This window comes from Luteimonas sp. TWI596 (genome assembly GCF_039674105.1).
GTDB lineage: Bacteria > Pseudomonadota > Gammaproteobacteria > Xanthomonadales > Xanthomonadaceae > Luteimonas.
In genome coordinates this window covers 46,272-69,343 of record NZ_JBDJMU010000010.1, presented here as the reverse complement: position 1 = coordinate 69,343, position 23,072 = coordinate 46,272, and the positions used below count along the sequence as shown (strand labels likewise).

Here is a 23,072-nt window from a genome sequence, read left to right as displayed (position 1 = left end):
ACTCGACCGTACGGTCAAGATCGGCCCATTGGGGCGACGTCTCCGTCGCCCTCCCGCCTGCCTCGCCGACTGTCGGAGTCCATGATGAGTGTCGCGATCCCCTTCCTCGCCTTTCTCCTTGCCGGCGCGTTCGCCGCCTACCACCGGCTGCGACTCGCCTACTGGGCCGCGATCACGATCACGTTGTTGCTGGCCTGCTGGCTGCTTGGCGCCAATGCCACGGCGACCGTCGTCGCCGCCGTCGTCGTCGCGCTGATCGCGGTGCCGCTGTTGATCGCGCCGGTGCGCAAGGCGCTGATCACCGCGCCGCTGCTGACGTTCTTTCGCAAGGTACTGCCGCCGCTGTCGAAGACCGAACGCATCGCGCTGGAAACCGGCTCGGTCGGCTTCGAGGGCGAGCTGTTCACCGGCGATCCGGACTGGAACATTCTGCTGAACTATCCCAAGCCGCAGCTCACCGCCGAGGAACAGGCCTTCCTCGATGGGCCGGTCGAGACGCTGTGCGCGATGGTCGACGACTGGGAGCTGACCCATGTCCATGCCGACCTGCCGCCCGAGTTGTGGGCCTACATCAAGGAGAACCGCTTCTTCGGGATGATCATCCCCAAGGCCTACGGCGGTCTGGGCTTCTCGGCGCTCGCGCACCACAAGGTCATCCAGAAGCTGGCGTCGGTCTCGAGTGTGGTCAGCTCCACGGTCGGCGTGCCGAACTCGCTCGGTCCGGGCGAGCTGCTCAACCATTACGGCACCCAGGAGCAGAAGGACTACTACCTGCCGCGCCTGGCGGTCGGCCAGGAGGTGCCCTGCTTCGGCCTGACCGGTCCGTTCGCCGGCTCGGACGCGACCTCGATCCCCGACTACGGCATCGTCTGCAAGGGCGAGTGGAACGGCGCCAACGTGCTTGGTGTGCGGCTGACGTTCGACAAGCGCTACATCACGCTGGCGCCGGTCGCCACCTTGATCGGTCTGGCCTTCCGCATGTACGACCCCGAGGGTCTGATCGGCGATACCCAGGACATCGGCATCACGCTGGCGCTGCTGCCGCGCGACACCCCTGGCGTTGAGATCGGCCGCCGCCATTTCCCGCTCAACTCGCCGTTCCAGAACGGCCCGATCCGCGGCACGGATGTCTTCATTCCGCTGAGCCAGTTGATCGGCGGCGCCGAGATGGCCGGCAAGGGCTGGAACATGCTCAACGAGTGCCTGGCGGTCGGCCGTTCGATCACGCTGCCGTCGACGGCGAGCGGCGGTGCGAAGGCCGGCGCGGTGATCACCGGCGCCTATGCGCGCATCCGCAAGCAGTTCGGGCTGTCGGTCGGACGCTTCGAGGGGGTCGAGGAAGCGCTGGCGCGCATCGGCGCCAAGGCCTATGCGATCAGCGCGCTGTCGCAGGCCACGGCAGCCGCGGTGGACCGCGGCGATGTGCCGTCGGTGCCGTCGGCGATCGCCAAGTATCACTGCACGACGATGAGCCGCGAGGTCATCAGCGACGTCATGGACGTGATCGGCGGCAAGGGCATCATCCTGGGGCCGCGCAACTTCGCCGGCCGCAACTGGCAGGCCGCGCCGATCGCGATCACCGTCGAGGGCGCGAACATCATGACGCGCAGCCTGTTGATCTTCGGCCAGGGCGCGATCCTGTGCCATCCGTGGGTCATGAAGGAGATGAAGGCCGCGCAGGACCCGGATACCGCGGCGGGCCTGGAAGCGTTCGATCGCAGCCTGTTCGGCCACATCGGCTTTGCAATCTCCAATGCGGTGCGCTCGTTCTGGTTCGGCCTGACCGGCGCACGGATCGGCGCGGCACCCGGAGATGCCTACACCCGGCGCTACTTCCGCAAGCTCGACCGCTACTCGGCCAATCTTGCGCTGATGGCCGACGTGTCGATGCTGATGCTCGGCGGCAAGCTGAAGTTCAAGGAGTCGCTGTCGGGCCGGCTGGGCGACGTACTCAGCCACATCTATATGACCAGCGCCATCCTCAAGCGTTATCACGACGAGGGCGCACCCGAAGCGGACAAGCCGCTGCTGGCCTGGGCGTTCCACGACAGCGTGCACAAGATCGAGACCGCGCTGTCGGCGGCGCTGCGCAACTTCCCGATCCGTCCGGTCGGCTGGCTGATGTGGGCACTGATCTTCCCGCTCGGCCGCCGCGCCGAGGCGCCGGGCGACCGCTTGGGGCACCGTGTGGCGGCCTTGCTGATGAGTCTCAACGATGCGCGCGAGCGCCTGGCCGATGGCGTGTTCCTGCAGCCGACCGAGCGCAATCCCGGCGGCCGCATCGCCAGCTACCTCGCCAAGGCGGTCGCGGCCGAGCCGGTGGAGCGCAAGTTCCTCAAGGCGCTCAAGAGCAAGGGCATCGAGGCGCTGGACTACGACGCCCAGTTGGATGAGGCCGTGCGCGAAGGCCATATCAGTGCCGAGGAGCGTGGGCTGCTCGAGGAGCTGCGCGCGCTGACGCTCGACACGATCACCGTCGACGACTTCGACCCCGAGGAACTGCGCTCGGCCGGCTATCGCGACCTGGTCGCACGCCGCCGGGAAGACGGGTCACGCGAAGCAGCCTGAGGCTGCGATCTGCGTTCCCCAACGGGCACGGTCCTCCTGCAGGCCGTGCCCGTTTTCGTCTCTGGAGCCCGGCATGCCATCGAGCAGCCTTGCTGCTTTCGACGCCGCCCTGCTCATCGCCTGCGGCGTGCACAGCCTGGCCTTTGCGGTCTTCCACCTTGCGTTCTGGCGCTTGTTCGGGTGGCCGCGCACGCTGCAGGCCACGACGGTCGCCAACCGCGCGATCGTGCAGATCGCCAATGCGCAGCTCGTGCTGGTGTTCTTCGGTGTCGCGTGTCTGTGCCTGGCGATGCCGGGCGCACTCGCCGGCACGTCGCTGGGCCATACCGTGCTCGCCGGCGTGGCGGCGTTCTGGTGGCTGCGGCTGGTGCTGCAGTTCGTCCGGCTCCGTGTGCACCATCCGCTGGTGCACCTGCTCAGCGCGCTGTTCCTGCTCGGCGCGCTGATGTTCATCGCCCTGGCGGTGCGTGGGTTCGCATCGGGTTGAACACCGGTCGCGCGCCACTGCACAGGCGAAGCTAGATGATCGGATCGCGCTCGCGACCGGGCAGCCGGCGCTCGGCACGGACCACGCGCCAGGCGCCGGCCAGCATGCCCGCGGCGATGCCCACGCCGGCCAGGAACACCACCTGCGAGCCCAGTGCGGCCAAGGCCTTGTGTACCCAGACGAAGGTGACATCGCCGCCGCGATAGACCGCGGTGTCGATGACCGCCTTGGCCTTGTAGCGCGACTCGCGGTCCACGCGGGTATAGAGCGTCTCGCGTGCCGGCTTCGACAGCGAGAACTCGCTGGCCCGGGTCGCGACCTGGACCACCGCCACCAGCAGCGGATACGGCGAGGCCGCGAGGAGCGAGAAGCCGACCAGAATTGCGCAGGCCGGCAACAGCAGCAGCGGCGCCACACCGTAGCGGCGCAGCAACCAGCGGGTGAGCAGCAACTGGACGAGGATCGTCAGCCCGTTCACGGCCCAGTCGATCGTCGAGTAATAGCGCGTGGCCGCCTCGGCAGTCGCGTACGACGCGCGCACGATCGCCGCCTGTTCGTTGTAGAGCAGCGTGCCGACGCCGACACCGAAGAACATCAGCAGCGCCAGCCCACGCAGCAGCGGATCGCGGACGATCAACTTCAGCCCGGCCCAGACCGAGCCGCCGATCGCACGCTCGTCCTGCGCGGCGCGGCGCGCCTCGTTGCGGCGTGCCCAGGCCCGCAGCTTGAGGATGCACAGCAGGCAGACGGCCAGAAAGCCTGCGCTGATCAGCGGCAGGTTCCCGACCCCGATGCGTCCGACCAGCAATGTCGTGATCAGGGGCCCGAGAAACGCACCGATCGTCCCGCCCGCGCCGATGTAGCCGTAGCAGCGTTTGGCGTGCGCATCATCGAACACGTCGGCCATGAAGCTCCAGAACACGCTGACCGCGAACAGGTTGAACACCGCGATCCAGATGAAGAACAGCGCGCCGCGCCCGGGCAAGGCGCTGTCGAACGCCCATCGGAACGCCATGAGACACGCGATGAAGATCAGATAGACCACAGGCAGGAAGACCCGCCTGGGAAAACGCGACACCAGTGCGCCGTAGAGCGGCTGCAACACCAGCATCACGAAGAACGTGCCGGTGAACAGCACCTGGAGCGTGAACTCGCCCAGTGCGATCCCGCGCGAGGCGGCCCAGTCGAGCATGAAGCCCGGGAAGATGGCGACCGCGTCGGTCGAGGCGCCCATCGCATCACGCACCGGGCGCAGCACGTAGTAGCCGCACAGCAGGCAGAAGAAGTACAGCAGCGCCCACCACAGCGGCGGCGACTCGCGCAGCGCACGCCGGAACTGGCCGCGCCCGTGGGGAGCATCGGCGTCAACGTCGGTCATCGGGACACGTGCGGGAGGCGGCTGTCGACGCGCACGTTAGCCGATGACCCCGGCTACCGCCAGCGCTGTGCACCGCGCCCGCCTATCCTTGTCGCCCCGCCCTGCCCACGCATCCGATGCCCCCAACGCCCCCGCCCGTCTACGACTACATCATCGTTGGCGCCGGCGCCGCCGGTTGCGTACTCGCGCACCGGCTCAGCGCCGATCCGCAGATCCAGGTGCTGCTGCTCGAAGCCGGCCCGAACGACACCCACCCGTTCCTGCACATGCCCGCGGCGGCGGGCAAGCTCCGCGGCCGGGGCGTGACCTGGGACGACACCACCGCGCCACAGCCGCAGCTCGCCGGACGCACCCTGCGATGGCCGCACGGGCGGGTGCTGGGCGGCTCGAGCGCGATCGACGCGATGTGCTACACCCGCGGCGCCCCGGCCGACTACGACGACTGGGCCGCCCACGGCGCCGAGGGCTGGGCCTGGCGCGACGTGCTGCCGTGGTTCCGACGGGCCGAAGGCAACATCCGCGGCGGCGACATGTTGCACGGCGGCGATGGGCCGCTGACGGTCTCCGACCTGCGCCATGTCGACCCACGCACGCGGATGTTCATCGAAGCAGCGCGCCAGGCCGGGCTGCCGGCCACGACCGATTTCAATGGCCCCGACCAGCTTGGCGTGGGCCTGTACCAGGTGACCCAGCGCGAGGGCGCACGCTGCTCGGCGGCGACCGCGTATCTCGACCGAGCGACCAGGGCACGCCCCAACCTCACGATCGTGACTGGGGCGCGGGTCAACCGGGTGACCTTCGAGCACGGCCGCGCGACGGGCGTGGTCTACGCGAGCGCGCGTGGCGCGTTCCACCAACCCGCGACGCGCGAGGTGCTGCTGTGCGGCGGCGCGATCAACTCGCCGCAATTGCTGATGCTCTCGGGCATCGGCCCGGCGATGGCGCTGCGTCGGCATGGGCTGCCGGTGGTGCACGACGCACCGGATGTCGGTCGCCACCTGCGCGACGCGCTCGGCATCCGCATCGCGCTCCGGAGCGACAGTGCCGCGCGCCATCGCCGCCTGCGCGAGATGGCGATGGCCTGGGACTACTTCGTGCGCGGCCGGCGCGGCGCGGGGACCAGCAATGGGTTCGAGGCAGGCGGCTTCTTCCGTTCATCACTCGCCAGCGACGACCGCGCCGACATCCAGCTCCACTTCGCGCCGGCGCAGCTCGAGGCACATGACGCGACGCTTGGTGCGGGCTGCAGCCTGCGCGCCTGCGTCCTGCGACCGCGCAGCCGCGGCCATGTCCAGCTGACCGGCAACCGGATCGCCGACCGACCGCGGATCGACCCCGGCTACCTCACCGATCCGGCGGGCTTCGACCTGCGAATGCTGTTCGAATGCGCACGCATTGCGCGTACGATCCTGGCGCAGCCCGCCTTCGACGGCATCCGCAGCGCACCGCTGCCGCCGGGCGACGGCACCTCGGAGGCCGCCCTGGCCACATTCGTGCGCGACCAGGCCGAATCGGTCCATCGCGCGGTCGGCACCTGCCGCATGGGCGACGACGCGCAGGCCGTCGTCGATCCGCAGCTGCGGGTCCGCGGTGTCGCCGCCCTGCGCGTGGTCGATACCTCAGTCATGCCCACGCTGCCTGGTGGCGATCTCAATGCACCGGTCGTCATGCTCGCCGAGCGCGCCGCCGCACTGATCCTGAAGGCCTGATCACGCCGCGCCGAGCAGGCGCTCCGGGGCCGGCTCGAGCGCGGCGGGCAACGGACACTGCAGCACGCCGCAGATCGTGCGCAGCAGCTCGGATTCGGCGACGCCGATGCGGCCGTCATGGCTGGCGGCTGCGGTGATGGCCTCCACCATCACCTGCTTGGCCAGCGGGTCGAGGGCGTCGAGCGGCGCCCAGACCGCATCGAGCGCCTGCACGCCCGCGATCGGCGGCGCGTAGGGAAGATGATCGCGCGGCAATACCCGCTGCATGCCGGCCAGATAGGCGCGCCGGGCCGCGGCCGGATCGTCGGGATGGCCGGCCTGCGCGACCACCGCGAGCAAGGTCGCGAACTCGTGCTTGACGTTGCCCGGCTTGCGACGCCCGAAGCGGACATGGCGCGCCGGCGCGAGCGCCTCACGGACCTGCGTGTTCAGCAGTCGCGCCAGGCAGTACTCGAACAGAGAGACATGCTCGTCGGCGTGCACGACCGCATGGACGGTGTCCAGGAACGCCGCGAGCGCCAGCCGCGTCTGCCGGCGCAGGACCGGGAAGGCCAGTGCGGCCAGTGGCAGACGCAACATCGGATGGAGCGTACGCAGGTGGGACTGGCGCAGGTGGTCGGCCTCGATCGCCGAGGCCTGACCGAGCCGGCTCGCGATCGCCTCGTGCTGCAGGCCGCGCACGCCCGCATCGTCGTCGAGCAACAGTCCCAGCAGCAGCGGCATGGCCGAGTCTCGATGCAGGGCCACCGCACGCAGGTCGTCACCGATCGCCGACACCAGGGCATGCGCCCGCGCGTAATCGTCCTGGTGCGGTTGCGCGACCTGGGCCGACACCGTGCGCGGGTCCAGCGCCATCGACCCGCCGGCCTGCGGCAAGGCCTGCACCGCGGGCAGCAGGCCCAGCGCAGCGTCCTCGCCCAATCCGTCGGGCGGCGACTGCCACCACTGCACCTGCAGCCGCGTGAGCTGCGCGGCATCGAACCCCGGTTCCAACGCCTGGATGCGCTGTAGCAACGGCGGGTGGGTGGCGAACAGCCCGCGCAGCCCCAGCCCGTCGCCGAACAGCATGTGGCTGACCTCCTCTGCCGCGCCGCGGTGCTGGAGGCGCGATCCGTCCGTCACGCCCGCGATCTTCTTCAGCGCACCGGCAAGACCGGCGGTCTGGCGCGTGAACTGCACGGCCGAGGCATCGGCCAGTTCCTCGCGGCTGCGACTCACGCCAGCCTTGATCATGCGCGCGAACAACGTGCCGACGCTGCCTACGATGATCGCCACGGCGGCCAGGCCCAACAGCGCGGCGAACAGGCTGATGCGTGCGTGGCGGCCGTATACCAGCACCTTGCGGCCGGCGACCCCGAGCATCAGGATGCCGAACAGCACGCCCATCAGTCGCACGTTCAAGCGCATGTCGCCGTTGAGGATATGGCTGAACTCGTGGGCGACCACGCCCTGCAGTTCGTCGCGATTGAGCCGGTCGAGGGTCCCGCGCGTCACCGCGACCACGGCGTCGGACGCGGTGTAACCGGCGGCAAACGCATTGATGCCCGGTTCGTGCTCGAGCACATAGATGCGCGGCACCGGGACGCCGGACGCGATGGCCATTTCTTCGACGACATTGCGAAGCCGCTGCAGATGCAGGTCGCGGGTGTCCTCGGCGACCGGTATGCCGCCGAGCTGGCGTGCGACCCGGTCGCCGCCGCCGCGCAGCGTCGCGATGCGGTACAGCGAGCCGAGCGCGATCGTGCCGGCGGTCAGCGCCGTCGCCCAGGCCAGCGCGACGACGTGCGGTCCGAGCAGCCACCACACCGCGGCGTCGACGATTGCGACGATCGCGATCACGGCCAGCGACAGCAGCACCACCAGCCGTGTCGATTGCCGTCTGGCCCGTGCCTGGCGTTCGAAGAAGTTCATGGCAGACCGGGATCAGGACACCGGAACCGGAAACTCAAGCAGGCGGCGCGCCGCGCGCCCGTCCCCGATGCAAGAGTCCCGTTCCCCGTGGCTCAGAAGCGCACCTTGGGCGCGTCGCGAATTTCCGCGCGATCGGCGGGAATGTCGAGCAGCGCCGCCGGCCGGAAGCGGAAGTTGTTGGCGACCAAGCTCGAGGGGAACACCTCACGCCGGTTGTTGTAGGCCATGACCGCATCGTTGTAGGCCTGCCGCGCGAACGCCACCTTGTTCTCCGTGCTGGTCAGTTCCTCGGTCAGCTGCAGCATGGTCTGGCTGGCCTTGAGCTCGGGATAGGCCTCCGACACCGCCAACAACCGGCCCAGCGCGCCATCGAGCGCCCCCTGGGACTGCGCCAGTCGGCCCATCGCGGCCGGGTCGCCCGGCGCGGCCTTGGCGGCCGCGAGCCCGGCCTGCGCCGCGCCGCGTGCGGCGACGACCGCCTCGAGCGTCTGCCGCTCGTGCTGCAGATAGCCCTTGGCGGTCTCCACGAGGTTGGGAATCAGGTCGAACCGACGCTGCAGCTGTACATCGATCTGCGAGAACGCGTTGCGGTAGGCGTTGCGGGCGGTGATGAGTGCGTTGTAGATCCCGATGCCCCCAAGCACGAGTGCAACGACCGCACCGACAAAAACGAGCAGGATCAGCAGGCTACCCATCAAACTTCCCCTTGTTCATGCAAATTGGATTTGACGCGCTATATCATCCCCGCATCGCCGGAGCATACGCAGGGGGAAGGCCCGATGAAAAGCCGACATCCAGCTCGCCGCCCACTGGCCCGGATCGGTCTGATCGGCCTGCTGTTGCCCGCCGCGCTCGGCTCGGCGGCGCAAAGTCCGCCTGCGGAAAGCGAAGCGGCCGACGACATCGCCGAAGTCGCCTCGGTGGTGCCGTTGAACGAGCGCCCGATGGCCCGCAGTCGCGAGGACGCGGTCAAGCCCGAGCCGCTGATGCCGGTACGCCAGCCCAAGCCGCTGGCCAGCGGCTTCGATGTCGCGTTGTTCGAGGCGATGGCGCAGGACCTGGTCGCCAATCAACGCGTGCCCGGCCTGGCGATGGCGATCGTCCACAACGGCCAGGTGCTGAGCGCGCGCGGCTACGGCATCACCGACGTCAAGTCCGCCGAGCCGGTCGATGCACACACCGTGTTCCGGCTCGCTTCGCTGTCGAAATCCTTCGCCGGCACGATCACCGGCCTGCTGGTGTCCGAAGGCGCGCTGCGCTGGGACAGTCATGTGGTCGATTACATGCCGTCGCTGCGTTTTTCCGATCCTTCGGCCGCCCAGCAGCTCACCGTCGCCGACGTGCTGAGCCATCGCGTCGGCCTGGGCCGCAACACCTACGACCGTGACATCGAGCGCAATGCCGACTATCACGACCTGGTACAGCGACTCTCGGCGGCACCGATGACCTGCCAGCCCGGCAACTGCTATGCCTATCAGAACGTCGCCTTCAGCCTGATCGGCGACGTCGTGTTCGCGACCTCCGGGCAGTTCTTCAGCGAGGCGGTGTCGCGGCGGATCTTCAAGCCGCTGGGCATGAACGACGCCAGCTACGGCTTGGAGGGCATCCAGGCCAGCCCGCGCTGGGCCAAGCCGCACGTGCGCGCGGGCGGAGGCTGGACCTCGTTGATGCCCAAGCCCACCTATTACCGACTCGCGCCGGCCGCGGGCGTCAACGCCAGCATCGCCGACATGGCGCAGTGGATGCTCGGCCAGACCGGGCACCGCCCCGACGTGCTGCCGGCCCCCCTGCTGGCGACGCTGCAGGCACCGATCGTCGGCACCCCGCCGGAGATGCGCAACTCATCCTGGCGCCGCGACCGGCTCGAGGCCGCCGGCTACGGGCTGGGCTGGCGCGTGTTCGACTACTCGGGCGAGCGTGTGGTGTTCCACGGCGGCGCCGTCCAGGGCTACCGCGGCCTGATGGCGATGATGCCCGAGCGCGATCTGGGCATCGTCGTGCTGTGGAACAGCGAAAGCGGCCTGCCGTCCGGGCTGATGCCGACGATCCTCGACCGCGCCATCGGCCTGCCGCCGCAGCGCTGGCTCGATGTCGATCCCAACATCGAGTTGCTGCACGCCCAGCGCGGCCCCGCACCGACGCACACGGCAAGCGGCGGCAGCACCACATACCGCGCGGCGGCCACGCCGGAATGATCCTGACGGCCCGGCACGCGCCGGGCCGCGTCGCGCGGCTCAGCCGACTGCGGGCCCGCCCGCCTGCGCGATCAGTGCCTCGAGCCTCGCCGCGGTGACCGGCCCGAGGATCTTCTCGACCACCCGCCCCTCGGGCCCGATGAGATAGGTCATCGGCAGGCCCTTGGGCGTCTCGAAATCGGCCGGCGGCTCGAAGGTGTCGACGATCGCGATCGGATAGACCACCGGACGCGCCTCGAGGAACGTGCGCAAGTCTTCGGCGGTGGTGTCCTCGTAGGCCAGTCCTACGACCTGCACGTGCTCGCGCATCGCATCGAGCGCCGACAGTTCGGGCATCTCCTTCAGGCATGGCGCGCACCAGGTGGCCCAGAAATTGACGACGACCCACTGCCCGCGGTGCTCGGCCAGATCGAACGTGCCGCCATCGATCGTCTCGACGCGGAGTGCCGGTCGTTCGTGCGACGACGCCGGCGCGGAGTCGCCGGCAGGCGTCGCCGCGGCGCGGTCGTCGACCGGAGCGGCGGCCTCTTCGCCGCGCTGGCAGGCGGCAAGGGCGGCGGCGAGGGCGAGGCAAGGAACGAGGCGGCGAATCATGCAGAAGTCTCCGGTGGGGCGTAGACGCCGGCAACCCGGCGCTTGAGCAGGTCGCGCAAGGGGATGCGCAGGTCGTCGAGAGCGGCCGATGCGGCCACGCCCAGGCGGTCGTCGCGACACGGCAGATGCGCTTCCTCGATCGGGATGCGCAGATGACAGGCTTCGTAGAGCTCGGCCAGGCTCAGGCCATCGAGGTCGCGGGCCAGCAGCCACTCCCCGGTCTCGGCGCGGCGCAACAACTGGATGTCCTCCAGTTGCGCGAGCATCTGCTGGACCAGGGCGTCGGTCAGCATCGGTTCGAGCGTCTGGATCTCGTCGCTGTGCAGCCCGCGGCCGGCAGGACGGGCCTCGGCGAAACGGCCGAGCATGCGCAGCAGGCCGTAGAGCTCATAGCCGCGCGGCAGCCGCAGGTGCGCCGGCTGGTAACGGAAGGCCGAGATCGACGAGGCGAACGAGGCCCCGAGCAGGATCGCGACCCAGCCCAGATACACCCACAGCAGGAAGATCGGCAGGAACGCGATCTGGCCGTAGATCTTTTCGTAGGCGCTGAAGCTGCCCAGATACAGACCGATCCCCCACTTCACCAGTTCCGACAGCAGCACCGACAGCGCGGCGCCGGCGAACGCGTGCCGCCACTGCACGGTGCGATGCGGCACGACCCGGAAGATCGTCGCGAACGCGACCAGTTCGATCAGCATCGGCGCGGCCCACAGCATCGCACCGCGCAACCAGCGCCCCGAATCGGTGCTGAAGATCTCCAGCGCGAAGAACCGTGCCGACACCGCCAGGCTCGCGGTCGCGATCAGCGCGCCGAGCGTGAGCACGGTCCAGTACACCAGGAAACGGCCGACCGTCGGCCGCGCCGACTTCACCCGCCAGATCCGGTTGAAGGTGCCCTCGACGCTGAGCAGCGTCACCAGCACCGAGATCACCAGCGCCACGACGCCGATGGTCGTCAGCTGCCCGGTGTTGGCCGACAGTTGCAGCAGCACCGCTTCCACCGCGCGTGCGCTGCTGGGCACGAAGTTGGAGAAGATGTAGTCGCTGAGCTGGTCGCGCCACTGGCCGAATGCGGGGAACGCGGTCAGCACGCCGAACACCACCATCGACAGCGGCACCAGCGCGAACACGGTCGTGAAGGCCAGCGCGCCTGCGGCCTCGAACAGCCGGTCGTCGAGAAAGCGCCGCCACAGAAAACGCGCGAACGACAGCGCCCGCGCGCGGTCGGTGATGCGCTCGCTCCAGCGGCTCAGGGTGTCGAGCGGTTCCATCGACGCAGCGTAGCAAAGCGGTGACGCGGGCAGCACCGAAGCCCGGCCGCGCCCGGACACCGCCGCCCCGGCCTGTCACACTGAACGTCCTGGACCGCAGATTGCATCGATGCCCGAGATCCTCGTCCTCTACTACAGCCGCAACGGCTCGGTCGCCCGCCTTGCCCGCCAGATTGCGCGCGGCATCGGCGAAGTCGACGGCATGCAGGCAAGGCTGCGTACCGTGCCGCCGGTCGCCGCCGTTACCCAGACTGCCGCGCCCCCGGTGCCCGAGGACGGCGCGCCGTATGTCGAACGCGCCGACCTGGCCGAGTGCGCCGGCCTGCTGCTCGGCAGCCCGACCCGGTTCGGCAACATGGCCGCCCCGCTCAAGCACTTCCTCGACGGTCTGGGCGCCGAATGGGCGAGCGGCACGCTGGTCGGCAAGCCGGCCGGGGTGTTCACCTCGACCGCCACCCAGCATGGCGGCCAGGAGGCAACGCTATTGACGATGCTCGTGCCATTGCTGCACCACGGCTGCGTGATCGCCGGCATTCCCTACACCGAGCCCGCGCTCACCAGCACGCGCAGCGGCGGCACGCCCTACGGCGCCAGCCACGTCGCCGGCCAGCAGGACGACCCGCAACCAAGCGAGGACGAGGCCGTCCTCGCCCGGGCGCTGGGCCGGCGCATCGCGATGCTGGCCGGCAAGCTCGCGGCATGAGGGTCGGAGGCTCGCGTCCCGCGCTCGCCGGCGCCCTGGCCGCGATCGCGTTGCTGTACCTGGCCTGGCACTGGGGCGATGCCCATTTCGGTGCGGCCTTGCTGGTGTTCGTGCTGCCGCCGCTGTTGCTGCTGGCCGGCGTGCTGCGCGGCGCGCCCAGCGCGCCGTTGTGGTCGGGCATTGCGGCGCTGTTCTGGTTCTCGCACGGGGTGATGTACGCCTGGTCGCAGCCCGAGCAGGGGCGCTTGGCCTGGGCCGGCATCGCGCTGTCGCTGATCGTCGTGTTCTCGGCCAGCCTGCCGGGCATGCGCGCGCGCTTCTCGCGCAAGCGCGGCAATCCATGATCGCAGACGGGGCGAAGCCGAGCCGGCCGCATTGGGTTTTCCATCGCCGATCGCGCAGCACCAATCGCCCCCGCTATCATTCCCACTACTCCACACAGACTTCATGGCAATGGACGAGCTGCTGATCGTCACCACCGGTGGCACGATCGACAAGATCTACTTCGACGACAAGTCGGACTACCAGGTCGGCGAACCGCAGATCGGACGCATGCTCGAGGAGTTGGGCGTCGCGTTTCGGTTCCGGGTCATCCCGATCATCCGCAAGGACTCGCTGCACATCACCGACGACGACCGCGAGTTGATCCGCGCAACGATCGCCGCGCAGCCCGCACGCCATGTGCTGCTGACCCACGGCACCGACTCGATGGTCGAGACCGCGAAGGTACTGGCCTCGATCACCGACAAGACCATTGTGCTGACCGGGGCGCTGAGCCCGGCGCGCTTCCGCGGCTCGGATGCGGAGTTCAATATCGGCACCGCCGTGGGCGCCGTACAGTCCAAGCCGCCGGGGGTCTATGTGGCGATGAACGGCCGGATCTGGGATCCGCTCAAGGTCCGCAAGAATGTCGAGGCCAATCGCTTCGAGCCGGTGGCCTGAGCGAGCGGCCGCGCCTCAGCGCTGGATGGTCATGATGCCGTCGGGTTCGGCGTAGTCGACCTCGCGGTCGGCCTGCAGCGCGTCGAGCAGACGCCGGGTGCCGTCCGCATCGAGCGCGGGATCGACCGAGAACACATCCGCCCCGACCGCCAGGCGCCGCAGCCACGACAGCTTGAGCGTCGAGCCCGCCTTGCCGCTCCGCGGCAGCGCCTCGGCGACCTGGTCCAGGTGCGCCTGCACCGCATGCGGGTCGCGCGCCGGCTCGGTGCCGGCCCGGTACTTGACGATGAAACGCTGCTGCATGGCGGGCTCATTGTGCGGCGTGGGCGCGTCGGGGCCACGCGAGGCCATCAGCGCCGCGACCGGTGCGCACAGCACCGCCACGGCGAGGATCGCGTAGCCCATTGAAATCGGACGCATGGCCCTGCCCTGTCGAAACCGCGGACTGCGGCGGGATCAAGCATGCCCTCATCCCGGCGATGCCGGGATGAAGGCCGCAAGACGGTTGTGCGACATGCCGGACGACCCCGCTGGACCGCCGCGAATGGCCGCATCGCCCGGTCGATCGACGATCGCGCGCAGGCCTGGCTGCCAGCGACCACCGCGACCGGGCGCCGACCTCACTCAGTACGTCGCCGTCAGCGTGACGCCCGAGATCGCCGAGTACGCATGCACCATCACGTGCCACGTGCCGGCCTGCGGATTGACGAACGTACAGGTCTCCTCGTTGCCGAAGCGAAAGGGCCGGCAGTCGTACTCGCTGGTGGTGGGCTGTTCGCCACGGCGCACGTACAGGTCGCCATCGCCGGTGCCGCCTGTCATCGTGACGGTCAGGTTCGTGGCGCCAGCCGGCACCTGCACCGTCCAGTACTGCGCGCTGCCCGCCTCGCCCGAGATGCCGGTCACCGGCACCCCATTGCGCAACGACCCCTGGCCGCCCCCGTCGCTGGGCTCGGCATGGCGCGCCTGGAGCGTGACGTTGGCGAAGGCCGCGGCGCCGACCAGCTTGATGTAGTAGGTGCCGGCCTCGGGGTCGACGATGCGGACCGACTCGTTGTTGCCCGGACGCTGCGAACGGAAGTCGAACGCCTCCACCGTAGGTTCGGCGTCGCGGCTGACGTACAGCGAAACGTTGCCGGTGCCGCCCGAGGTCGTGATCAGCAGCGGGCCACTGACGCCTTCGGGCACGACGAGGCTGTAGAGCTGCTCGCTGCCCGCCGCGCCGCCCAGGCCCGGGACCGCCACGCCATTCTCGATCGCGATCGCGTCCGGCCCGGTGTCGCCGACCTCGAGCGTCTCGCTGCGGCTGTGGCTGCGGCCCTCGGTGTCGGTGACCGTCAGCGTGACCGTGTAGGTCCCGGCCTCGGCATAGGTGTGCACCGGGCTGGCCTGGGTCGAGCTGGCCCCGTCGCCGAACGTCCAGGCGCGGCTGTCGATTGCGTCCTCGCCTGCGCTCGAGGTGTCAGTGAAGGTCACGGTCAGCGTGTCGGCATCGATCGCGTAGGTGAAGTCGGCGGTCGGCGCACCCGGCTCGAGGCCGCCGTCGGCGGTCAGGGTGTCGACGAACTGCGCCCCGGTGCCGCTCGCATCGAGCCAGCTCGCCAGCGAAGTCGCCGCGGTGCCGCCGCCGGTCCAGGAGGTGAACAGCCGGCCGTACCAGTCGACGTGGTCGGCGCCGGTCGTCGAGCACGAGGCGTAGCCGCCGTGGAGCTGACCGATCACACGGCCCTCGGGGCTGTAGAGCGGCGAGCCCGAGGATCCGCCTTCGGTGGTGCCGCGCGGGTTCCACTGCACCCACAGATGGCTGTTACCGCTGGCGCCCAGATAGCCTTCCACGCGCAACGGATTGTCGGAATGGGTAATGCGCTTCTCGGCCACCCGCGGGTGGTGGATGCCGGTGGCGCCGCTCGGGGCGAGGTCGCGGCGGTCCCAGCCCGACCAGCTCAGTGCGAACGCCGGATCGGCCGGCGTGTCGAGCTCGAGCAGGGTGAAGTCCGAGCCTGCGTGGGTCGCGCGCACGACCGCACCGGTCTGGTTCTGCGCCAGGCTGCCATCGCCGTTGGCCCCACTGGCGGAACTGTCCGGCGTGCGGCAGGTCGAGTTCTCGTAGTTCCAGTACACGACGATGCTGGCCGCCGCGTCCGCCGTGCCCATGTTGCAGTGGTGCGCGGTCAGGAAGTACATCTTGCGGTCGCCGGCGGTGTTGTTGAGCAACGATCCGCTGCAATAGTACATACCGAAGCGCGAGTACGCACCGACCGAGGGGATCTCCTCACGGAAGTCGTCGCCGTCGGGGCACACCACATCGACGTTGCAGCTACCCGACACGCCCTTGGTCTGCGCCAGCGCGCCCTCGCGCGCGAGCCGGCCGAAGCCGACATAGTCGTGGTTGACACTGGTCAGCCGCAGCTTGAGTTGGGGCAGCTTGGCCTTCGGCACCACGACCTCCAGCACCGCGCTGTCGCCCGGCACGATCGGCGTCCACAGCGCGCCGTGCGGCTTGTTGTCGGCGGCGTCGAAAGCACGGATCGCCTCGGGGTCGGCGTTGCGGTCCAGGCCCGCCGGATAGACCAGCAGACGCCCGCCCTCGGGCATGTGGTATTCGGAGAAGCCGAAGTTCAACGACAGCGCATCCTTCGATTCCACACGCAGCCGCCAGACCAGGTTGCCGCCGGCGATCTCGTCCCAGTCACCGGCATCGGCCGGGGTCAGGTCGACGGCCAGCGGAGCGGCAAACCGCACCGGGCGCAGCCCCTGGGTGCGCGATTGCCGGGCGTCCTCGGCGCGCAGCCGGGCGACATCCACGCCCGGCATGCGCTTGAGCTCGACGGTGTGTTCGGCCGGCAACCGGTTGGCGAACGCCGCGGGTCGCGCGTCGCGCGGTGCCGCCGTCGCGATGCCGAGCGACAACGCGCCGGCGGTGAGGCTTGCGATCAGAGTCTTCATCCCTTTCTACCCCTCGTTGGATTGCACCGAAAAAACGGAGCACGCCGAAGACCGGTGTGCTCCGCCGGCGACACGCGCGACGATCATGGCGTGCCGCCTGCCCTCTATCCCCGAGCCCTGCATCCCCGCCGCGCTAGTCGTGATCGGCGCGCAACGTGACCCCCGAGAACGATGAATAACCGCGCACCAGGACGTGGTACGTCCCGGCCTGCGGCGCGGCGAACGCGCAGCTTTCGTTGTTGCCCGACCGATAGGGACGGCAGTCCCAGGTCGAGGTCGTCGGCTGCGCACCGTACCGGACGTACAGGTCGGCATCGCCGCTGCCCCCAGACAGCGCGATGACGAGGTTGGTCGCCCCCGACGGCACATTCACCGTCCAGAACTGGCTGCTGCCGGTGCCGCCCGACAGGCCGGTGATCGGCGTGCCGACGACCAGGCTGCCATCGCCCGGATCGGGCCCCGGGCCGGTGCCGCCGCCCCCCGACGCGGCATCCACCGCGGCCTTCGCATCGACGATGCCCGCGCCGATCGGCTGGGACGGCGTCGAGGGGAACGGGCGCGCCGTGCTGGTCAGCAGGGCCTTGATCTGGGCCGGCGTCTTGGCCGGATTGGACACCGACTGCACCAGCGCGACCACACCGGCGACATGCGGCGCCGCCATCGAGGTGCCGTCGTAGGAGGCGTAGCTCTCGCTTCCCGGCGTGGTCTGGCCGCTGTTGAGCGTGGACACGATCCCTGAGCCGGGCGCCGAGAGCGTGATCCCGGTGCCGTAGTTGGAGAAGCTCGAACGTGCGCCGGTGCTGGTGTTGGAGGCCACCGCGATGACGTTGGCGCAGTTGGCCGGCGAGAAGCCCGAGACGTTCGCGTTGCTGTTGCCGGCGGCGATCACCAGCGTGGTGCCGCGACCGACCGCGCCGTTGATCGCACTCTGCATCGTGTTGCCGCAGGTGCCGCGTCCGCCCAGGCTCAGGTTGATGACCTCGGCCGGATTCTGGTTCACGGGCACCCCGGCGACCGTGCCGCCCGAGGCCCAGATCACCGCGTCGGCGATGTCGGAGTCGTAGCCGCCGCCACGGCCGAGGACACGGACGGGCACCACCTTGGCCAGCGGCGCCGTGCCGGCAACGCCGATGCCGTTGTTGGTCACCGCCGCGACCGTGCCCGCGACGTGCGTGCCGTGCCAGCTCGAGGGATAAATGCCGTCGAAATCGCCCGGGTCGCTGGGGTCGGCATCGCGACCGTTGCCATCGCCTGCGATCGCCGGATCGGTGATGAAGTCGTAGCCGGGCAGGATGTTGGCATTGAGATCGCTGTGCGAGGTGATGCCGGTATCGAGCACCGCGACGACGGCACCCGCACCGCGCGTCACGTCCCAGGCGGTGGTCGCACGAATGCCCCCGGGGCCGGTACCGAAGCCGTACTGCTGGTTAAAGCGCGGATCGTTGGGGGTCCAGAACACGCGGTTGCGCTTGTCGACCTCGACGTACTCGACATCGGGATCGGCCGCGAGTTGGCGCATCACCGACTCGGCATCGGCCCGGTCCAGCTTGCGGCTGGTGCGCACGACATCGGCGCCGACCGCGGTGCGTCGCAGGTGCTCGAGCCGCAGCTGCTTGCCGCCGCCGACGGCCAGGCGACCGGCCACGGTCCCCAGCGCCGCGTTGATCGAGGCCGGCTGTGCCTGCGCGGCGCTGCCCTCACGGTATTTGACGATGAAGCGATCGTGCTGTTCGGCCGACTGCAACCCCGCAAGATCGAGCCGCTCGACGGCCTGGGTCGCGGCCAGCGGCGCGGCAAGGGCCACCAGCGTGGCCGCCGCAAGCACGCGGCGCCGAAGGCGGCGGGAGGGAATGAACGTGTTCGACATGGAAAACCCCCGAGACGGTGGGTGCGCCGGAGCCGCGGCGCGGGGCCGGAGCCGGGTGCATCGCGATGGCGATGGCCGGTCCGCAACGAACGCGGACATGACGAAACTGACCGCAAACTGACGCTACGCGACAGCCATGTTCGCGTGCAATGGCGGTTTCCATTAATTTTTCGATAATAAATGCGACCGGCATCACACTTCTGCATGATGCCTTGCGTTCAGCCATGTGAGCAGCACCTCTGACCCCTGACGGCTTGGAGGTGGCCCGGGCAGGTGTCGCGCACCGCGCGCGATACGTCAGAACGCATTGGGGCGGGTGCACGGCATACCGGCAGGCACGTGCCGTCGGCATCGGATCACCGCGCCCACCGGCACGCAGCCGCACGCCCGGCGCGCCTGGCCCTGTGGATCTGAGGATGCGCGGCGCGGTGGCGCCGTCAGAGCATGCCGGTCTCGAGCTGCGCGGCCTCGGACATCATCGACCGGTTCCACGGCGGATCGAACACCAGCTCGACGTCGGCCTCGTCGACTGTCGGGATGAGCTCGATCTTGCTGCGCACGTCGTCGACCAGGATCTCGCCCATGCCGCAGCCCGGCGCTGTCAGCGTCATCCGCACCTCGACCTTGCGGTGCCCATTGTCGACAGGAATCACCACGGCCTCGTAGACCAGGCCCAGGTCGACGACGTTGATCGGGATCTCGGGGTCGAAGCAGGTGCGCAGTTGGTGCCAGACCATGCGTTCGACCGCAGCGTCGTCGGCGTCGTCGGGCAGTTCCAGCGGCACCGGCGGCTCTTTGCCGATCGCATCGGCATCGCGGCCCGCGATCCGGAACAGGTTGCCCTCGACGAACACGGTGTAGCTGCCGCCCAACGCCTGGGTGATGTAGCCGGCACTGCCGGCAGGCAGCGTCACCTCCTCGCCTTGGGGAACGAGGACGGCTTCGCAATCGCGTTCGAAACGGACGGGTTCGCTGCTGCGGGAGTACATGGCCCAGGACATGAGGGCCGGAAGTGGCCGCGACAAGGCTGTCATTGTATCGCCGCGCGCCGGTATGCTGACCCACCATTCCCGCGATGCTGTCTTCCATGTCCGAACCCGCCCGCGCCCGGCGCTGGCCGCTGGCGATCGGTCTGCTGCTGCTCGGCAGCGCCGGCATCGCCGCCGCCTGGATCCTGCTGGCCGACGCGCTGGGCGCGCAAGGCGCCTGGATGGCCGTGGTGGCCGCGCTCGATGCCGCGCTGCTGGTGCGCCTGGCCCGGCTCCGCCCCGGGCTGGTACGTGCACTCGCCGGCACGGCCGCGACGCTGCTGGCGATCGTCATCGCCAACTGGGGCATCGTCGCCACCCAGCTCGCCCGCCCGATGGGGCTCATGCCCTGGGAGTCGGCACTCAAGCTCGGGCCGCACCACGCCTGGACGCTGGCCGGCCTGGCCAATACGCCGACTGATCTGGCGTGGCTCGGCGCAGGGCTGGTGATCGCGGCGGTCCTCGCCCGCTAGGCCCGTGACACGGTGGCGGACACGCAAGCCGACCGGCTTGTGCTGCGCGAGAGGATCCGCGTCTGGACCTTCGTTTCAGCAACCAGGGCAGTGCGACGCCTGCCCCCAAACCCACTGGCTGGTGGCATTGGTTCCCGCCGCCGGCGCGCGGATGCGCCGATGACTGCGCCAGGACACCCTCACGGTGAAGAACAGCCTGGCTGCCGCGCCGGCGTGCAGCGCAGGCATGAAGGCAATCCGACCGCGCCGCCGCTGACCGTACTGGTGGTGGGCGCCAACGGGCTGATCGGCAGCGCGCTCGCGGAACGGCTCGAGCGTGCAGGCCATGCGGTGATCCGCGCCATGCGGCATGTGACAGACGATGCCGGCCCCGGACGACGCGTCGCACTCGATCTCGCACGGCCGTGCCCGGATCAGTGGATGGACGTGCTGCGGACGGTCGATGTCGTGGTGAATGCCGCGGGCATCTTCCGGGAAACAGACGACGTCAGTTTCGAGCAGGTCCACGTGAGCGGGCCGCGCAGGCTGTTCGCGCTCGCGGCAGCGGCCGGCGTGACACGGATCGTGCAGATCTCGGCGCTGGGCGCCCACGCACAGGCTGCGACGGCCTACTGGCGCAGCAAGGCAGCAGGCGACGCCTGTGCGACGGCATTTCCCGGCCGCAGTATCGTGATCCGTCCGTCGCTGGTCTTCGCCGAGTGCGGCGCCAGCACGCGCTTGTTTCTGACGCTGGCGGCACAACCGATCATCGCCCTGCCGGGCGGCGGTCGGCAGGTCGTCCAGCCGATCCACCTCGACGATCTGCTCGACGGCGTGACCGCCCTGATCGAGCATCCTGACCCACCGCAGATGATCGAGGCGGTCGGGCCTGCGCCGCTGGCGTTCGCCGACTACCTGCGGGCCCTGGCGACGCAGATGGGCCAACGGCTGCACGTGCTGACCGCGCCGGCCTGGGCGGTGCGGATGGCGTTGCGGTGGCCCATTCCCGGGCTTGCCCAGATTCTGGACGCCGATGCGCTGCGCATGCTCGAAGCTGGCAATCATGGCGACGCGACAGCCTGGCAGGCCTTGCTCGCCCGGCCACTGCGCCCAATAACTCGCTTCCTCGCGGCAGGCGCGCGCGCCGACGTGCGCCGTGCGGCCCACCTGCGCGCGCTGGTTCCGGTCCTGCGGACGGCCAATTCGCTGATGTGGCTGGCCACCGCCTGGGTGTCGGCAGTCGTCTACCCGGTGCAGGCCAGTCTGGAGCTGCTGCAGCGCGCGCAAGTGCCCGAGGCGCTCGCCCTGCCCTCGCTCTATGGGGCCGCGGCGCTGGACGTGCTGCTCGGGCTGGCGGTCTGGCGGCCCCGCTGGCGACGCGCCGCCTACCGCGCGCAATTGGCGCTGATCGCGTTCTACACGCTGGTCATCAGTCTCTGGCTACCCGAGTACTGGGCGCATCCCTATGGACCGGTGCTGAAGAACCTGCCGGTGTTCGCGTTGATCTACGCCCTGTCGAAACTGGACGCACCTGATGGACATCGCCCTCGTTAAGTTCCTGCACATCCTGTCGTCGACGTTCCTGTTCGGCACCGGCGTCGGCACCGCGTTCTACCTGCTGTTCGCGAGCCGCCAGCGCGACCCGGTGGTGGTCGCCGCGGTCGCCCGGCTGGTGGTCGCCGCCGACTGGCTGTTCACGGCCACGACGATCGTCGTGCAGCCGCTGACCGGCGTCTATCTGGCGTACCGGCTGCACATTCCGCTGTCGACGGCGTGGCTGTACTGGTCGATCGTGCTGTTCGTGATCGCCGGCCTGTGCTGGCTGCCGGTGGTCGGCATCCAGATCCGGCTGCGCGACATCGCCCAGCGAGCCGCCGCCAGCGGCCAGCCGCTACCCCCTGCCTACGACCGGCACCTCGGGACCTGGGCGGCGATGGGCGTGCCGGCGCTGTTCTCGTTCCTGGTGATCTTCTACCTGATGACCGCCAAGCCAGCACTCTGAGCGACGCAGTCCGCGGCAGATCAGCCGTCGGCCTCGGGCGACGGGCCGGCGCCCAGATGCGCGAGCAGGTCGCGCATCGGCGGCGCCAGCGCTCGCCAACCGCGCACGCACACGCAGAGCCGGCGACGCGTCCAGGGCTCGCGGAGCGCAATCGCACGATGGGGATGGGAGCGGCGGTAACGCTGCGAAGCGCCGACCGGCACGATGCCTACGCCGACCCCCTGCGCGACCAACATGCACAGGTCCTCGAAGGTCCGAACGCGGATCCGGAACGCGAACGCGCGACCGGCGGCAGCGGCGTGCACGTCGAGATGATCCTGTAACGCGCTGCCCGATGCCAGGCCGACAAATGGCAGGGCGAGCGCATCGCCGAACGTCGCCTCGCGCACCGCGGCAAGCGGATGCCCAACCGGCACGATCAGCACCAGGCGGTCTTCGGCCACCGGCGCCAGTTGCAGACCGCCGGGGTCGACACTGTCGGCGACCACACCAGCCTCGATGCGGCCCGCGGCGACCGCACGCACGATCTCCAGGCTGGTGCGTTCCTTCAACTCGATGCGGACCGCCGGACGGGCCGCCAACCACGGCGCAAGCACCCTGGGCAGGAAACCGGTCATCGCCGCGGTATTGGCGTACAGCCGCAAGGTCCCGCGCGCGCCGGCGGCGAACGCCTGCAGTTCGTCGCGCAACATGCCGTGTCGTCGCAGCATGCGCCGCGCATGATGCGCGAGCGCCTCGCCGGCCTCGGTCGCACGGACACCGCGGGCGTGTCGCTCGAGCAATGCGATGCCGGCATCGGACTCGATCCGTCGCAACCTTTCGCTGGCCGAAGCCAGTGCCAGGTGCGCACACGCCGCGCCCTGGCTGATGCTGCCGGCATCGACGATGTGCAGGAACAGGCGCAGGTCGGACAGGTCGATTCGCACGGGATCTCTCAGGACACGCCCTTCGGGTCGGCCGAAGGGTAGCGCGGCCAAAACCGCATTGTGCCCGCCGCCGGCCCGGCGCCCAATGGCGCC

Annotated in this window: 20 protein-coding genes; 10 read left to right on the top strand and 10 right to left on the bottom strand. The window is 69.7% G+C overall.

The features are described 5' to 3' along the window. Positions 1 to 84 precede the first annotated feature (84 nt). Together ABE487_RS09560 and ABE487_RS09555 are read left to right on the top strand one after the other, a co-directional pair. On the top strand, positions 85 to 2,568 hold the full coding sequence (locus ABE487_RS09560; RefSeq protein ID WP_346446900.1) for an acyl-CoA dehydrogenase: 2,484 nt from the start codon (positions 85 to 87) through the stop codon (positions 2,566 to 2,568). 73 nt (positions 2,569 to 2,641) lie between these two features. Then, positions 2,642 to 3,055 carry a hypothetical protein gene (locus ABE487_RS09555; RefSeq protein ID WP_346451172.1) on the top strand — a complete coding sequence of 138 codons (414 nt, stop codon included), beginning with the start codon at positions 2,642 to 2,644 and terminating at the stop codon, positions 3,053 to 3,055. Positions 3,056 to 3,086: 31 nt separating this feature from the next. Here the strand turns inward: ABE487_RS09555 and ABE487_RS09550 are convergent, their stop codons facing one another. Continuing rightward, entirely contained in the window at positions 3,087 to 4,433 is a 1,347-nt protein-coding gene (locus ABE487_RS09550) for an MFS transporter (RefSeq protein WP_346451170.1), read from the bottom strand. 116 nt (positions 4,434 to 4,549) lie between these two features. On the opposite strand from ABE487_RS09550, the gene ABE487_RS09545 reads away from it, so the two are divergent. Next, on the top strand, positions 4,550 to 6,142 hold the full coding sequence (locus tag ABE487_RS09545; protein ID WP_346451168.1) for a GMC family oxidoreductase N-terminal domain-containing protein: 1,593 nt from the start codon (positions 4,550 to 4,552) through the stop codon (positions 6,140 to 6,142). Here ABE487_RS09545 and ABE487_RS09540 read toward each other — a convergent pair whose 3' ends face one another. Together ABE487_RS09540 and ABE487_RS09535 are read right to left on the bottom strand one after the other, a co-directional pair. Then, positions 6,143 to 8,053, bottom strand: coding sequence for a M48 family metallopeptidase (locus ABE487_RS09540; RefSeq protein ID WP_346451166.1), 1,911 nt, complete (start codon positions 8,051 to 8,053; stop codon positions 6,143 to 6,145). 92 nt (positions 8,054 to 8,145) lie between these two features. After that, positions 8,146 to 8,748 carry a LemA family protein gene (locus tag ABE487_RS09535; RefSeq protein WP_346451165.1) on the bottom strand — a complete coding sequence of 201 codons (603 nt, stop codon included), beginning with the start codon at positions 8,746 to 8,748 and terminating at the stop codon, positions 8,146 to 8,148. An 84-nt stretch (positions 8,749 to 8,832) separates the two neighbouring features. Here ABE487_RS09535 and ABE487_RS09530 point away from each other — a divergent pair, with 84 nt between their 5' ends. Then, positions 8,833 to 10,248, top strand: coding sequence for a serine hydrolase domain-containing protein (locus ABE487_RS09530; protein WP_346451164.1), 1,416 nt, complete (start codon positions 8,833 to 8,835; stop codon positions 10,246 to 10,248). A gap of 39 nt (positions 10,249 to 10,287) precedes the next feature. Here ABE487_RS09530 and ABE487_RS09525 read toward each other — a convergent pair whose 3' ends face one another. Both ABE487_RS09525 and ABE487_RS09520 read right to left on the bottom strand, forming a co-directional pair. Next, positions 10,288 to 10,842: a TlpA disulfide reductase family protein gene (locus ABE487_RS09525; RefSeq protein ID WP_346451163.1), complete on the bottom strand. Its 555-nt coding sequence runs from the start codon at positions 10,840 to 10,842 to the stop codon at positions 10,288 to 10,290. Continuing rightward, entirely contained in the window at positions 10,839 to 12,113 is a 1,275-nt protein-coding gene (locus ABE487_RS09520; protein WP_346445064.1) for a YihY family inner membrane protein, read from the bottom strand. The genes ABE487_RS09525 and ABE487_RS09520 overlap by 4 nt, the downstream gene beginning before the upstream one ends. 109 nt (positions 12,114 to 12,222) lie before the next feature. On the opposite strand from ABE487_RS09520, the gene wrbA reads away from it, so the two are divergent. The 3 genes from wrbA to ABE487_RS09505 all read left to right on the top strand — a co-directional run bounded on the left by wrbA (position 12,223) and on the right by ABE487_RS09505 (position 13,758). After that, positions 12,223 to 12,816 carry an NAD(P)H:quinone oxidoreductase gene (gene wrbA, locus ABE487_RS09515; RefSeq protein WP_346445062.1) on the top strand — a complete coding sequence of 198 codons (594 nt, stop codon included), beginning with the start codon at positions 12,223 to 12,225 and terminating at the stop codon, positions 12,814 to 12,816. Further along, positions 12,813 to 13,160, top strand: a complete 348-nt coding sequence (locus ABE487_RS09510; protein ID WP_346445060.1) for a DUF2069 domain-containing protein — start codon at positions 12,813 to 12,815, stop codon at positions 13,158 to 13,160. Before wrbA ends, ABE487_RS09510 begins: the two co-directional genes overlap by 4 nt. Positions 13,161 to 13,269: 109 nt before the next feature. Then, entirely contained in the window at positions 13,270 to 13,758 is a 489-nt protein-coding gene (locus ABE487_RS09505) for an asparaginase domain-containing protein (RefSeq protein WP_183427466.1), read from the top strand. Positions 13,759 to 13,773: 15 nt separating this feature from the next. Here the strand turns inward: ABE487_RS09505 and ABE487_RS09500 are convergent, their stop codons facing one another. The 4 genes from ABE487_RS09500 to sufT form a co-directional block, all read right to left on the bottom strand. Next, positions 13,774 to 14,178 (bottom strand): hypothetical protein, encoded by a 405-nt coding sequence (locus ABE487_RS09500; RefSeq protein ID WP_346446917.1) that lies wholly within the window; start codon positions 14,176 to 14,178, stop codon positions 13,774 to 13,776. A 204-nt stretch (positions 14,179 to 14,382) separates the two neighbouring features. Beyond that, the gene (locus ABE487_RS09495; protein WP_346451162.1) at positions 14,383 to 16,704 is read right to left on the bottom strand and encodes a pre-peptidase C-terminal domain-containing protein; all 2,322 of its coding nucleotides are present in this window, start codon (positions 16,702 to 16,704) and stop codon (positions 14,383 to 14,385) included. A gap of 133 nt (positions 16,705 to 16,837) precedes the next feature. Next, positions 16,838 to 18,571 carry a S8 family peptidase gene (locus tag ABE487_RS09490; RefSeq protein ID WP_346445052.1) on the bottom strand — a complete coding sequence of 578 codons (1,734 nt, stop codon included), beginning with the start codon at positions 18,569 to 18,571 and terminating at the stop codon, positions 16,838 to 16,840. Positions 18,572 to 19,008: 437 nt separating this feature from the next. Next, positions 19,009 to 19,560, bottom strand: a complete 552-nt coding sequence (gene sufT, locus ABE487_RS09485; RefSeq protein ID WP_346445113.1) for a putative Fe-S cluster assembly protein SufT — start codon at positions 19,558 to 19,560, stop codon at positions 19,009 to 19,011. Between the two features lie 98 nt (positions 19,561 to 19,658). Between sufT and ABE487_RS09480 the strand changes: the two genes are divergently transcribed. The 3 genes from ABE487_RS09480 to ABE487_RS09470 all read left to right on the top strand — a co-directional run bounded on the left by ABE487_RS09480 (position 19,659) and on the right by ABE487_RS09470 (position 22,053). Then, positions 19,659 to 20,072: a hypothetical protein gene (locus ABE487_RS09480; RefSeq protein ID WP_346445050.1), complete on the top strand. Its 414-nt coding sequence runs from the start codon at positions 19,659 to 19,661 to the stop codon at positions 20,070 to 20,072. A 213-nt stretch (positions 20,073 to 20,285) separates the two neighbouring features. After that, the gene (locus ABE487_RS09475; protein ID WP_346446923.1) at positions 20,286 to 21,605 is read left to right on the top strand and encodes an SDR family oxidoreductase; all 1,320 of its coding nucleotides are present in this window, start codon (positions 20,286 to 20,288) and stop codon (positions 21,603 to 21,605) included. After that, complete coding sequence (locus ABE487_RS09470; protein WP_346445743.1) at positions 21,586 to 22,053, top strand: DUF2269 domain-containing protein; 468 nt, start codon at positions 21,586 to 21,588, stop codon at positions 22,051 to 22,053. Before ABE487_RS09475 ends, ABE487_RS09470 begins: the two co-directional genes overlap by 20 nt. A 20-nt stretch (positions 22,054 to 22,073) precedes the next feature. Here ABE487_RS09470 and ABE487_RS09465 read toward each other — a convergent pair whose 3' ends face one another. Next, the gene (locus tag ABE487_RS09465; protein WP_346451161.1) at positions 22,074 to 22,979 is read right to left on the bottom strand and encodes a LysR family transcriptional regulator; all 906 of its coding nucleotides are present in this window, start codon (positions 22,977 to 22,979) and stop codon (positions 22,074 to 22,076) included. Positions 22,980 to 23,072: the final 93 nt, after the last annotated feature.